The sequence below is a fragment of the Mucilaginibacter sp. Mucisp73 genome (assembly GCF_059491465.1).
This window is the reverse complement of record NZ_CP168507.1, coordinates 1,934,825-1,948,480: the sequence shown is the minus strand read 5'-3', so window position 1 is coordinate 1,948,480 and position 13,656 is coordinate 1,934,825. Positions and strand designations below refer to the sequence as shown.

Sequence of the window (13,656 nt, the reverse complement as noted above, 5' to 3'; positions counted from 1 at the left end):
ATCTAATACTCCAGCGGCACTATAGGCTCTTTTTTACTGGTAGACATGATCATCATGGTTTGGAATGTTTTAACCACAGTAATGCGGCTGATCTTTTCCATGATGAGTTGCTCGTATGATTTGATGTCGCGTACGTATACCTTTAACAGAAAATCACACTGCCCGGTGACGTGATGACACTCAGTTACTTCTTTAATATTCTTGATCTCATCCAAAAAAGTTTGAATGGTATTTTTTTGATGAAAATCAAGGGAGATCTGGATAAAGGTTTTGATTCCTAATCCTAACTTCTCTTCATCTACCAGTGCATGATAACTTTTTATGTATTCGGCGTTCTCAAGTTTACGCACGCGTTCAAGAGTAGGTGCTGGCGAAAGCCCTATCTCGTTAGACAACTGGAGGTTGGTTATCCTTCCGTTTTCCTGTAAAATCTTGAGTATTTGTAGGTCTATTTTATCTAATTCGGCGGCCATAGTTGTATGCAAATATAGTATTTTCCTTGCTTCGCAAAATTTAATTTTTCGTTAAAGTACTTCAACGAAAACATATTTCCTAACGTTTATTTTTTTAGATTAGTCTAAATTTTTTATTAGATTTGTTTAAATGAACACTTTAGCCGAGGAAAACTACTTGAAATCCATCTATCATCTCTCTGTAAATGATGGAAATGCAAGTACAAATCAAATCGCATCCTCGCTAAATACCAAAGCGTCTTCGGTTACCGACATGCTAAAAAAACTTGCTGAGAAAGCGCTCATCAATTACACCCCTTACCAGGGAGTAAGCCTTACCCCTTCCGGCGAGAAAATAGCGATAAGCATTATCCGCAAACACCGGCTGTGGGAGTACTTTCTTGTAGAGAAACTCAATTTTAAATGGGACCAGGTTCATGACCTTGCCGAAGAGATGGAACATATCTCGTCTGAAGAGTTAATTGACCGCCTTGACAAGTTTATGGGTTATCCAAAACATGACCCACACGGCGACCCTATACCTGACTGTAACGGCCGTTTTAACACGCACGAGTTAAAACCGGTTTCGGCAGTAACAGTTAATCAAAGCGGTATAATTTCAGGCGTCCGCGACCATAGTTCATCCTTTTTACAATACCTTGATAAAAAACAGCTTACCATCGGCTGCAAAATAATGATCACTGATATTATTGAATATGACCATTCGGTAGTGGTACAAACCGGCAATAAAGAAGTGCATATCAGCCGCGAAGTAGCCAACAACTTGCTTATAGCCCTATGAACAATACTCACAACGAATCTTTAGGCAACGTACACGGATCAGTAACCACCGAAAACAAAAACGGCTGGCGTAAGCTAATGGCTTTCCTGGGCCCGGCTTACCTGGTGAGCGTAGGCTATATGGATCCGGGAAACTGGGCAACGGATATTGCTGGCGGCAGCGCTTTTGGATACAAGCTGATCTGGGTGTTGTTTGTATCAAACATGATTGCCCTCCTGCTGCAATCACTGGCAGCCCGGTTGGGGATAGTGCGCGGGCTTGATCTTGCACAGGCTTCTAAAAATGCCTATCCTCGTTTTGTAAACTTTTGCCTGTATATACTGGCACAAATAGCCATTATAGCCTGTGACCTGGCCGAAATTATCGGCATGGCCATTGGTTTAAAACTACTGTTTCATCTTCCATTAATCTGGGGGGTATTGCTTACCATTACCGATACCGTGCTAATGCTCTACCTCATGAATAAGGGTATGCGCAAACTCGAAGGTTTTATTATTTCGATGATCTTTATAGTCGGGCTCTCTTTTTTGGTCGAAATGTTTATCGTTAGACCCGATGTAATAGAGGTAGCAAAAGGTTTCATTCCCGGCAACCTGTTTAAAGGTGATAAAATAAGCCAGCAAATGCTTTATATAGCTATAGGCATTATTGGCGCTACGGTAATGCCACACAACCTGTATCTGCATTCATCGCTGGTGCAAACCCGTCAAATAACACGTACCGAAGAAGGCTTCAGAGCGGCGATTAAGTTTAACCTTTTTGATACTGTTATAGCCCTTAATCTTGCTTTTTTTGTGAATGCGGCTATTTTGATATTAGCAGCAAGCGCCTTTTTCAGGAACGGCTATTTTGAAGTAGCGGAGATTCAGGATGCCTTCAAGCTGCTGGAGCATATTTTCGGAGCTATAGCACCCACACTATTTGCCATAGCGCTGATTGCCTCGGGGCAAAGCTCAACCATTACCGGTACGCTTGCCGGGCAAATCATTATGGAAGGGCACATTAACCTGCGGATAGAGCCCTGGTTACGCCGCCTGCTTACCCGTGTATTGGCTATTGTACCGGCAGTGTTCACCATACTTTTTTATGGCGAGGAAGGTTTAGGAAAACTCCTGATCTTAAGCCAGGTTGTATTAAGCCTTCAGTTGGGTTTTGCGGTAATCCCCCTCATCCATTTTACGTCCGACAGGAAAAGAATGGGCAAGTTTACTATCAATTTCCAAACAAGGGCATTGGCCTGGGCAAGCGCCGTGTTAATCGTTGTCTTAAACGCCAAACTGGTATACGAACAAATTGGTGATTGGGTAAATAGCACATCGTCACCAGTTTGGATGTATGCTATTGTGGTTCCGATTGTTATCGGCATAGCGATATTACTGATCTATGTGTTTATACGGCCATTATTATTTAAACATCACGACAGACCTGCTATTGTACCGCATGGTATAGCCAATGCCATTACCGAACTCGATGCGATAACTTACAGTCACATTGCCATAACTATAGATTTTTCAAAGAATGATACTGATTGCCTGCGCCATGCTATTATGCAGGGAGGTAAAAAGGCCGATTATACATTGATACACGTTGTTGAAACTGCCGGTGCGCGTTACTATGGCGGCCAGGTGCTGGATAATGAAACCCAAATTGATTTTAACAACCTTGACAAATACGTTTGCGCTTTAAAAAACCTTGGCTACAATGCCCAGGGACAAATTGGTTACGGCAGCCCGGCCAGTGCTATTGCCGAAATTGTGAAAGACGAGAAAATTGATTTCATTGTCATGGGCTCGCACGGACACAAAGCTTTGAAAGATCTCATATTTGGCACCACTGTAAATTCTGTAAGGCACAAGGTTAACGTGCCTGTACTGGTGGTAAAGCCACAGTCAAACTAATTTTGTAAGTTTGCGGCTGAATAATTATGAGCCAGGATAACATCTATATAAAAAATAAAAAAGCCTACTTTGAGTATCACATACTTGATAAATATGTAGCAGGCATACAGTTGCTCGGTACCGAAATCAAGTCGATAAGGCAGGGAAAGGCCAACATTAATGACGCTTTTTGTACATTCATTAATAACCAGTTATATGTACGCAACCTGCATATCTCTGAATATTCATTCGGCTCGTTCTATAACCATGAAGCCAAGCGCGACCGTATCCTGCTGCTAAATAAAAAAGAACTCAAGAAACTCCAGACCCGTGGCGAAGAACGTGGATTAACTATAGTTCCGCTGGCACTATTTATCAGCGAGCGCGGCTTTGCCAAACTTGAAATTGGCCTTGCACAAGGCAAAAAGACATATGATAAACGCGAAACCATGAAGGAGCGCGATACCAAAATTGAACTGGACAGGGTGATGAAAAGGTAAATTAATTTCGGAATTGGGATTTTAGATTTCGGATTTACTTTTAAATTCTTCCCTTCTCAAGTCCGAAATCAAAAATTCGAAATCCCAAATCCCTACCAGGCTTTATCCCCTACCAATGGTACAAACCTAAAGGTGTCCAGCACAATCTTTTCATAATCGTTATCTCCCACTTTTAGTATTGTAACCATTTTTTGGGTTTCCTCATCACCAACCGGGATAACCAGGATACCGCCTATTTTTAATTGCTTTAACAGCACGTCGGGTACGGTAGGTGCTCCGGCGGTAACAATGATCTTATCATAAGGTGCGTGTTCGGATATCCCAACAGAGCCATCTCCCAGGAAAAAACGGGCATTGTAACCCATTTCATTGGGCAGCACATATTTGGTGCGGTGATAGAGCTTTTCCTGGCGTTCAATAGTGTAAACATTAGCTCCAAGTTCAAGCAGGATACAGGTTTGATACCCCGAGCCTGTGCCTATTTCAAGAACTTTATCCCCTTTACGGATATGCAGTAATTCGGTTTGATAGGCCACAGTATAGGGTTGCGATATGGTTTGCCCTTCGCCTATCGGGAACGCAATATCCCTGTAAGCCTGGTTCCAGAAAGTTTCATCAAAAAAACAATGACGTTTTACCTTACCAATAGCCTCTAAAACGTGTTCGTCGCCAATTCCCTTCTTTCTCAAAACATCCACCAGCCTTTTACGGGCACCCTGTTCGCGGTAATTATCAGTATACTTGTAAGCCATTTTCAAAGGCAAAGTTAATACGAATTTTCACACAATTTACCCAATAAGCATCATTTACGGGGTTTTGGACCGTGGTAGTTATTTATGTGCTTCATTAGTACAAATTTAAAATTCAATTTTGTCAATAATGAAACGCATGGTCTAAAAACACGACACGCCGAACAGTTTGCCCGGCGTGTCATGTTTTTATGTAATTAAGAATTTATACCTCCCTGTTACTGTCCCACTTCTCTAAATAATCGGCCACACGCCTTACAAACGAGCCACCCAAAGCTCCATCTACTACGCGGTGATCATATGATAATGAAAGGAACATCATGTGGCGTATAGCGATCATATCGCCTTCTTTTGTTTCAATAACAGCCGGTTTTTTCTTGATAGCGCCAACAGCTAAAATGGCAACCTGTGGCTGGTTGATTATCGGTGTACCCATTACGTTACCAAATGAGCCAACGTTGGTAATGGTAAATGTGCCTTCTTTTACATCATCGGGCAATAACTTGCCGTTGCGTGCACGGTTCGCGAGGTCATTAACGGCTTTTGTTAAACCAACAAGGTTAAGCTCATCTGCTTTTTTAATTACCGGTACAATCAGGTTACCGTTTGGTAAAGCCGTAGCCATGCTGATGTTGATTGCCGCTTTTTTAATAATCTGAGTACCGTTAACAGATACATTGATCATTGGGAAATCCTTGATCGCTTTCGCTACTGCCTCAATAAATATAGGCGTAAAGGTTATTTTTTCGCCTTCACGTTTTTCAAAGCTGTTCTTTACTTTTTCGCGCCATAACACCAGGTTAGTGACATCGGCTTCAACAAATGAGGTAACATGCGGCGATGTTTGTTTGCTCATCACCATATGATCGGCAATCAAACGGCGCATCCTGTCCATCTCTATGATCTCATCACTGCCGGATACAGAAACAGCCGGAGCAGGCTGCGGCTCAACAGGGGCAGCTTTTGGCGTTTCCGTTTTTGCAGGTTCTGGAGCCGCAGTAATTATTGGTTGCGGCGCCGGTTCAGCAGCCGGTCGTGCTTCTTTAGCAGGCTCAGCTGTTTTTACAGGTTGCCCGGCAGTTCGAGTAGTAAACGACTCAACATGAGCTGACGGATGCGTATTTGGAACTGATGAAGTTTTTGCCTGCAGATAGTTCAGCAGGTCGTCTTTGGTTAAACGGCCATCCGACCCCGTCCCGGGGATGCTGTCCAACTCCCCGATACTGATACCTTCCTGTGTGGCAATATTTCTTACAAGGGGCGAATAAAAACGCCCTTCTGATTTAAATACCGGAGCAGCAGGCGAGCTTTTTTGCTCAAGCTGATCAATCCCGGGAATATCCGATAAATTTTCCGCCTGAATTTCGCTCAGTTCCGGTTCAGGAGTTTTTTCAACTTCTTTAGTCGGAACAGTTTCGTGATAAGTTGAGTCTGCTATTTTTGGTTCTTCGGAAGGTTGTGGCGCAACCTCTTCAGGCTGGGCAACTACCGGGGCAGTTTCAGCTTCATCAGTTTCAATGATAGCTATAACCGCACCTACCTGTACAACATCATTTTCTTTATACAGTTGTTCAACTAACTTACCTGCAACAGGCGAAGGTACATCAGAATCGACTTTATCGGTAGCGATTTCCATTACCGCGTCATCGGCATTTACCTTATCACCCGGATTTTTAACCCATTTGATAACGGTTGCCTCAGCAACGCTCTCTCCCATTTTTGGCAATAACAGCTGGTATCTGGCCATACAGTAGAATATAGTTTAACCCCAAAATTATGTATTTAAATCTTTACTTTTTAATTTCAGTAAGCAAAGTATTCAACATTGACAGGGCCATTACAGCACTTCGCTCAATGTTTTGCCTGCGTTTACTGCCAAATGTATATTTTTTTATTAATGATTTCTCTTTTGCGGCAACTGCAATCCACACAGTACCAACGGGTTTATCTTCCGTACCGCCCCCCGGTCCGGCCACGCCGGTTATAGCTACGGCCAAATCCGACTTGAAATTTAACAGTGCCCCCTCTACCATTTCTTTTACGGTTTCTTCACTAACGGCTCCATGCTGCCACAAAGTTTCGTTTTTTACGCCCAAAATACTCTCCTTTAACTCATATGAGTAGGATACAGCTCCGCCTAAAAACACCTGCGATGACCCCGGATGTTGGGTAAACAAGTGCGAAAGATAACCGCCGGTACAGCTTTCGGCTACTGATAAAGTAAGGCCGCTTTCTTCCATCCTGTCAAGTATGGCCTTTTCAAGCGGGATATCCTGATCAATTACAAACGGTGAACCTATGCGCTCAATAAACCTGGCAGCAAATGCATCAACTTCTTTTTGCAAAGCAGCTTCATCTTCGCCAAAAGCGCTTAATCGTAAACGCACCTGGCCTAACTTGGGCAGGTAGGCCAGTTTAATATGCGATGGCAGGTCATTTTCGATATCCGCAATCCGTTCGGCCAAAAATGATTCACCCTCGCCAACGGTTAGCAACGTTTTATGAATGATCACCGGAAGCTTTAAGGTAGCCTTAATTTTAGGCAATACCTGCCCTTCCATCATGTACATCATCTCAAACGGCACACCCGGCATCGACATATAGATAACCCCATTATGATTAAACCACATGCCCGGAGCAGTGCCGTTTTCATTAAGCACAACTTCGCAATTGGCTGGTACAAGCGCCTGCTGTTTGTTGATCTCCAGTAACGGGCGATTATATTTGGCAAAAATGCGTTCTACATTAGCAAATGCATCCTTGTTTTCAACAAGTTCAACACCAAAGTATTCAGCTAATGTTTTTTTGGTAATATCATCTTTTGTAGGGCCAAGTCCACCGGTAATAAAAATGATACTGGCCCGGCTTGCTGCTTCGGCTAATGCCTTCAGGATATGTTCTTTATCGTCGCTTATTGATGAGATCTGCTTTACCCTTATCCCTATCTTGTTAAGTTCGGTAGCCATCCAGGCCGAATTGGTATCAACAATTTGTCCGATAAGTATCTCGTCGCCGATGGTTATTATTTCTGCCAGCATTATTTATATTAATAAAAAGATGATTGTGGATTGTAATCGCTTTTCTTGCTTAGTTTCAAATCCTGCAAAATAGAAGCCTTCACTTTTAAAGTTACGTTATACATTTTATATACACCGAAGGGGATCCATTGAAAGGCCAGATCCCAGCAATGCAAATCGCGGTATATTGAAAACGAGGTAGCGCTTGCAAATTTAGCCGCCTTGATATCATACGTAGTAGAGTATTGGATCTTCCACTTTTGCGTAAGGTTCACATCGCCCGAAATTTGGAGCGTATTACTGGTTGTTTTGTTGTTTAAGTAGTTTTGATAGCTAAAACTGTAGTTAAGCGAGATATTCCACGGCACATTAAAGTCAACGTATGCATTCGGGTCGCTGTTTACCAGGGCCAGTCTCTGAGCCTGAGTGGGATTCATGGTTGCGATAGTATTCAGGGCCGCATTCCCCGGAGTTGCTTTGGTTGAATTCAAACTCCCCCCCATAGAGATGTTCAAACCTGTTAAAGTCGGGAATTTGCCGTCCTGCCAGGCATACCTGTTTATGTAACGGCTTGTTCTTACAATCTGATTATTGGAGATTGAATCGCTTACCTTGGTTACATATGGGCTAAACACTCCGGAAAAACTGATACTTAATTTTTGATTAAAAATAGCGGTATGCCCCGAAAATGAAATATCAGAAAGTTTCATTGAGTCGGCTGCAAAATTATAAAAGGTGGAGAACGACAAACCTTGTAAAATCATAATTTTTCGGTCGGTGCCTGATGTATCCGTGCTTTTAGCTTTTACCTTAGCTTCTATCGTGTTATCTACCGAAAAGTTTAAACCCGCCTGCTTACCTGCTGAGGGGCCGCCGTAAACTCCGTTCTGGAAAATAGAATATTTTTGATAGGTATACGGATAAGGAACCGTGGCTGTACTAACAGCTGTTTTGTAATAGCCAAAGCTTGGGTCGCTGAAGTCGGGACGATAGCTAAAACTTATTGACGGAGTTGCCACGTGCCTAATTGCTTTCAGGTTACCATGTTTAAAGTTTATGGTACCGTACAATTTAGTTGATATACCTGTACTGATGCTATACTCCCCGGCACGCTTAAACCCAGGTATAGTATCAATAATTAACTGATTTGAACCGGCAATGCTTCCCCTTTCAAATCTTTCATTAATGCTTTGAAAATACCAGCGTTCGGTATAGTTAACACTGTTATTAAACTGAAAGTACTTTAATACGTTTAAGCCCAAACTAACCGGGATGGTATGCTGAAAACCATTTTGTAACCGTTTTGATAAAGTTTCGCCTTTAAATAATTGGGACTCGGGTATATCGTTAAGCTTGTTGGTACCTACCAAATTATAGCTCACGGTAATTTTTTGATACCATTTTTGTTCGCCAACCCTGTTTTTAGAGTCGAATGGGTTTATTGACGACATACCGAAGGCAATAGTGGGCAACTCGATATTCACCGTTTTACGGGCTATATCCTGGCTATGCGAAATGCCTACACTTAAGTTAAACGGTGTACCTGCCCAGGTTTTACCATAAGCGATACTTGAGCGTAAACTACTTTGAGCAATGGAGTTAACATTATAGTTACTTGCCGATGGCGTGTTCCTAAAAAAACCGGAAGTACCTGCATCAACCGAAGCACTGAAAGTTGAACCGGGATTAGCATTGGCATCCTGCACGTGCGACCAATAAATATGCGCGTCTTTAGTGGCCGGGTCGCCCTCAAGGCCATAGTTATGCGAGCCGAAGCTTAGCGTAACGTTGCCTGTATATTTATAACGTTTAAGATATCGTGCCGTGCTGCTTAGTTCATACGAGCCTTTTGAGTAGATAGACCCGGTGGTAGTCAAATCAACATAATCACTTATACCAATATAGTATCCAAGCCCTTTTAAATAGAAACCCAGGGTGTTGTCCTCACCAAAAGTTGGCAAAATAACACCTGATGTCCTGGTATCCGGCTTAGGGAAAAAACCGAAAGGAATGGCAAGCGGTAAGGGGACCCCTTCAATCTCCAGGTAAGCGGGCCCGGATATAATGCGTTTCTTTTCGCCGATGCCACGTGTAATCACTATACCAAAGTGTGTATCTGGGTAAGGCAAATCGCAGGTACTGAAAATAACGTTACGGTATGCAACCTCATCGTCATTGAGTTTTTTTGCCTGCCCGCCCGAAATAAAGTTGCCTTCCTGCTCGGATGCAGGATTATATATCTTTACTTTTTTTGTTTGATAATTAAAAATCAGCGAATCAGATGCTACGGGCTTATCCGTTTTTTGCTTCATAATAGGCCTGCGGACATATTGGTGTGTACGCGGGTCAATGCTTCCCCGTGCAAATATGAGGTGGTTTTTATCATCAACCCTGATATAGTCTGCGTCAAGCTCAAAATCTTCATAGGTTACACGGGCCTTGCCGTAAAAATAGGTAACCTGGTGCTCCCGGTCTGAGTGGGTCGAGTCCTCGGCAGTTGCCTTTACTTCTGATTGCAGACCGCCTTTATTCTTTTTAGTGGTATCATTTGCAGGTAAAGAATTTACCGGCTTACCGTTTCTCAACGGCGTTATTGAGCCGGATTGTTTACCTTTAAGAAGTTTCTTATCACGAAGCGAATCAAGTTTGATGATGGTATCGGTTAAAGGCCTCCTGCCATGGCTGTTATTTAAAACAGTGCCGGCATTAGCAGCAAGTCCGTTTACTATTAATATAATTGCAAGCAGAAAAAAAAAGGTTATGAATTTCAAAATTGATTATGAATAGTATTTTTGCAGATATAGTTAACAGCGTTCAAAAATAATGAAAAATAAGGCATTGAAAAGATTGATTTATAGTTTGTGGGTGTTGCTGGTTCTCCTTTCATTTTTTCCCTTTAAATCATACAGTTCTATTTTAACCAATAGTCGTCCTCGTCAAACAGACACTGTTGTCAACAGTACCGGTTTTAAGATTAAAACCATTATTATCGACCCCGGGCATGGTGGTAAACCATCAGCCTCTACAGGTCATTATTCACACGGTGCATCGGGCTCTTATTCGTCAGAAAGGAATGTAACGCTGGCTATCGGCTTTAAATTGCAAGCCGCTATAGAAAAAGAATTAAGCGGTGTTAAAGCTGTAATGACCCGTACTACCGAAGATGATGTTTCGTTTGAACGCAGGGCTGAAATAGCCAATGAAAACAAAGGGCAGCTCTTCATTTCCCTGCATTGCAATTCGCTATCCGACAGAACAATTCGCGAAAAGGTTGGCACCAAACGTCATAAAGCGGTATACCGTACCGTTAGGGTTCCGGACAGGTCGGGCAAAGGCGTACTGATTTTAGTTTATGGTTTACACCGTACCCGCGAAGAGGAAAACGCCATTCAAAAAAATCAGGTTGGCGAAGAGACCGAACTCGACGGTGGCGCACTGGACCCTAACGACCCCATGACCATTATTTTAACAAACGAGTATAAGAGAAAGTTCAGGCAGCAAAGTATCAAGCTGGCTACTTTAATTAACGGCGAGTTTGTTGATACCGATGGAAGGCGTAGCGAAGGGATCAGGGAGCAGGGCATTTACGTACTTTGCCACAGCGCAATGCCATCAGTATTGGTTGAAACCGGCTACATCAATAACCCCGACGATGAAAAGTACCTTAATTCAGAAGAAGGACAAAATGAGATTGTAGCTTCAATTATCCGTGCATTAACAACCTATAAAAAAGAGATGGAACAGATTTCGCAATAATTATAAAAGCCAAACTGTTACCTTCCTTGTAAATAAAACGTACATCATAAAACATATAAGCCTGGTTGCAGGTTTATAGCCTTAAACACAATTAACGCATAAACTCTACTTAATGAAAATCTCTAACGAAACCAAAATTGGTGCACTTACGGCAATAGCAATTACCATACTCATATTAGGTTACAGTTATTTACGCGGTAATGATGTTTTTTCAGGATCAAATAAATACTATGCTATTTATAACAGCGTTGAAGGTTTAACCGTTTCAAAACCAGTATTGGTAAATGGTTACCAGATAGGCCGCATCTCTAAAATGAAGCTTCAGCCAGACGGGCGTACCGTGGTTGAATTTAAAATTGAGCCAGATGTGGTTGTGCCTAAAAACACCCTCGCCAAGCTTGAAAGTACCGATCTGCTGGGCAGTAAAGCCATTGTTTTTGAGTTAGGTAACAGCAATGTGCCAGCCGAAGACCAGGATACACTTAAAGCCGATATCCAGGGCAGCCTTGCGGAAAGCCTGCAGCCCATACAAAAAAAGGCAGAGATGCTGATGTCTAAACTCGATTCGTCACTGAGCGCTGTTAACAAGATCCTGAATCCTAACTTTCAGAAAAACATTGACCGCAGTTTCATGAGCATTGCGAACTCATTGCAAACGCTTGAAGGCACTACCAAAAAAATAGACCACCTGGTAGGTTCACAAACCGGACATATCGACGCCATACTTACCAATGCCGAGGAAGTATCAGGCAGCTTAAAGACAAGCACAGCACACCTAAACGGAATGACAGCTAACTTTGAAAAAGTAAGTAATGACGTTGCTGCTGCTAACCTGAAACAAACACTTGATAATGCAAATAAAGCTATGGCCGATTTGCAGGCAACTATTGCCAAAATCAACTCCGGTCAGGGTTCTTTGGGCCTTTTGCTTAATGACGATAAAATGTACAAAAACCTTACAGATGCATCAAACAACCTCAATAACCTGTTTATTGATCTGAAGGCACATCCAAAACGTTATGTGAGCTTCTCGGTATTTGGCGGTAAAAAGGATTAAGGAAAAGCCGAAAGCAAAACGCATAAAGCCTAAAGCTATATGCTGGAGTTACTGGAGTTAATCAATAAACTTTAGATAATTTAGAAGCTTTCAGCCTTCGGCTTTAAGCTTTAAGCTCCCTACTCTATAAAAAAGGTTTTCCCCTCAATTGCAAGTTCAGTTGAGGGGAAATTTATTTTAGCCTCATCAAGTAACTCATTCAGGGTTTTATAACGGGCCGAAAAATGGCCTATGAGCAGTTTTTTAGCATTGGTTTTCAGGGCTATCTCTCCGGCTTGCAACGCGGTAGTGTGATGGGTTATAACTGCCCTGTCAAGCATATCATTTAAAAAAGTAGCTTCGTGATAAAGCAATGTGGCGTTGGCGATTTGGCCGAAATAGTTTTCATTATACATCGTATCGGAGCAGTAGGCATAGGTTTTAGGCTCGGCCGAATCGATAGTTAGCTCTTCATTTTTGTAAACTTTGCCTTTTTCATCAGTATAATCCCCCCCTTTTTTCAATACCGAATAATAAGCAACCGGGATGTCGAGACTTTCTATTTTCTCCTTAATAAGTTTACGAAGTCTTTTCTTTTCCTTAAACAAAAAGCCGGTACAGGCAATGCGGTGATCAAGTGGTATCGTTTCAACTACAACATCACTATTATTGATCACCACTTCACTTTGTTGGGCATTGGTAAATATATATTCAACAGGGAATTGCAGTTCGGTATCTGAATATCTTAATTGCAGATCAATTATTTCTTTCAACTGCACGGGGCATACCAGTTTAAGCGCCTTTTTACGACCGTTAAGGTGCATGGATGATAATAAACCAACCAGGCCTAAATAATGATCGCCGTGAAGATGACTTATAAAAATATGATCAATGCGACTGGCTTTGATATCAAAACGGAGCATTTGTTGCTGAGTGCCTTCGCCGCAGTCTATTAAATACAGGCGCTCATTGATATTGAGCACCTGTGAAGTAGGATTTCTGTTAAAGATGGGGGTTGCGGAGCTGCTGCCAAGTATTGTTACCTCAAATTTCATAATAGGTAAACAATCAAATGGTTTATCTTGCTTCCTTTTTTAATTCCTTTTCAATCTCTTCCATAAAAATAAGATCGACACCCTCTTCGGCGGTTGGGACAATGGTTAATACATTATCCAATTGTGATATGGTTATTAAACGCGCAACTGCGTCATTTAAACCCGCCAAAATAAATGAACCCGTAGCATTTTTACACAAGCGGTGACCAACCAACAAACTGCTTAAGCCTGATGAATCGGCATATTTCACCTGCGACAAGTCGAGAATGATGTTGCGCTGCCCCTCTGTATTGATCAAAATCAGTTCTGATTTTAACTGAGGCGTTACTATTGAATTTAATTTTGATTCATTAAGTTTCAATAATATATATTTCTCATGTTTATCTACAGTAAATTTCATTCTTATTAAATT

12 protein-coding genes are annotated in these 13,656 nt (G+C 42.0%); 5 read left to right on the top strand and 7 right to left on the bottom strand.

Features of this window, described 5'->3' with window-relative positions:
* Window positions 1-2 precede the first annotated feature (2 nt).
* On the bottom strand, window positions 3-473 hold the full coding sequence (locus ACEN82_RS08460; protein WP_022832833.1) for an Lrp/AsnC family transcriptional regulator: 471 nt from the start codon (window positions 471-473) through the stop codon (window positions 3-5).
* A gap of 130 nt (window positions 474-603) precedes the next feature.
* Between ACEN82_RS08460 and ACEN82_RS08455 the strand changes: the two genes are divergently transcribed.
* The 3 genes from ACEN82_RS08455 to smpB are packed head-to-tail and all read left to right on the top strand — an operon-like array spanning window position 604 to window position 3,631.
* Entirely contained in the window at window positions 604-1,254 is a 651-nt protein-coding gene (locus tag ACEN82_RS08455; RefSeq protein ID WP_176627421.1) for a metal-dependent transcriptional regulator, read from the top strand.
* Window positions 1,251-3,152, top strand: a complete 1,902-nt coding sequence (locus tag ACEN82_RS08450) for an Nramp family divalent metal transporter (protein ID WP_413319050.1) — start codon at window positions 1,251-1,253, stop codon at window positions 3,150-3,152. Before ACEN82_RS08455 ends, ACEN82_RS08450 begins: the two co-directional genes overlap by 4 nt.
* A 26-nt stretch (window positions 3,153-3,178) precedes the next feature.
* Window positions 3,179-3,631, top strand: coding sequence for an SsrA-binding protein SmpB (smpB, locus tag ACEN82_RS08445; protein ID WP_090527145.1), 453 nt, complete (start codon window positions 3,179-3,181; stop codon window positions 3,629-3,631).
* Between the two features lie 92 nt (window positions 3,632-3,723).
* On the opposite strand, the gene ACEN82_RS08440 is transcribed toward smpB, so the two are convergent.
* The 4 genes from ACEN82_RS08440 to ACEN82_RS08425 all read right to left on the bottom strand — a co-directional run bounded on the left by ACEN82_RS08440 (window position 3,724) and on the right by ACEN82_RS08425 (window position 10,168).
* Entirely contained in the window at window positions 3,724-4,383 is a 660-nt protein-coding gene (locus ACEN82_RS08440) for a protein-L-isoaspartate(D-aspartate) O-methyltransferase (RefSeq protein ID WP_090527143.1), read from the bottom strand.
* Between the two features lie 202 nt (window positions 4,384-4,585).
* Window positions 4,586-6,127 carry a dihydrolipoamide acetyltransferase family protein gene (locus tag ACEN82_RS08435; protein ID WP_413319053.1) on the bottom strand — a complete coding sequence of 514 codons (1,542 nt, stop codon included), beginning with the start codon at window positions 6,125-6,127 and terminating at the stop codon, window positions 4,586-4,588.
* Between the two features lie 43 nt (window positions 6,128-6,170).
* Window positions 6,171-7,418, bottom strand: coding sequence for a competence/damage-inducible protein A (locus tag ACEN82_RS08430; protein WP_413319055.1), 1,248 nt, complete (start codon window positions 7,416-7,418; stop codon window positions 6,171-6,173).
* Window positions 7,419-7,426: 8 nt separating this feature from the next.
* On the bottom strand, window positions 7,427-10,168 hold the full coding sequence (locus ACEN82_RS08425; RefSeq protein ID WP_413319057.1) for a putative LPS assembly protein LptD: 2,742 nt from the start codon (window positions 10,166-10,168) through the stop codon (window positions 7,427-7,429).
* A 52-nt stretch (window positions 10,169-10,220) separates the two neighbouring features.
* Here ACEN82_RS08425 and ACEN82_RS08420 point away from each other — a divergent pair, with 52 nt between their 5' ends.
* A complete protein-coding gene (locus ACEN82_RS08420; RefSeq protein ID WP_090527135.1) occupies window positions 10,221-11,153 on the top strand; it encodes an N-acetylmuramoyl-L-alanine amidase family protein in 933 nt (310 codons plus the stop codon).
* 112 nt (window positions 11,154-11,265) lie between these two features.
* Window positions 11,266-12,210, top strand: a complete 945-nt coding sequence (locus ACEN82_RS08415; RefSeq protein WP_090527134.1) for an MlaD family protein — start codon at window positions 11,266-11,268, stop codon at window positions 12,208-12,210.
* A 119-nt stretch (window positions 12,211-12,329) separates the two neighbouring features.
* Here the strand turns inward: ACEN82_RS08415 and ACEN82_RS08410 are convergent, their stop codons facing one another.
* Together ACEN82_RS08410 and ACEN82_RS08405 are read right to left on the bottom strand one after the other, a co-directional pair.
* Window positions 12,330-13,244, bottom strand: a complete 915-nt coding sequence (locus ACEN82_RS08410; RefSeq protein WP_129571694.1) for a ribonuclease Z — start codon at window positions 13,242-13,244, stop codon at window positions 12,330-12,332.
* Between the two features lie 22 nt (window positions 13,245-13,266).
* Entirely contained in the window at window positions 13,267-13,644 is a 378-nt protein-coding gene (locus tag ACEN82_RS08405; RefSeq protein WP_090527130.1) for an STAS domain-containing protein, read from the bottom strand.
* Window positions 13,645-13,656: the final 12 nt, after the last annotated feature.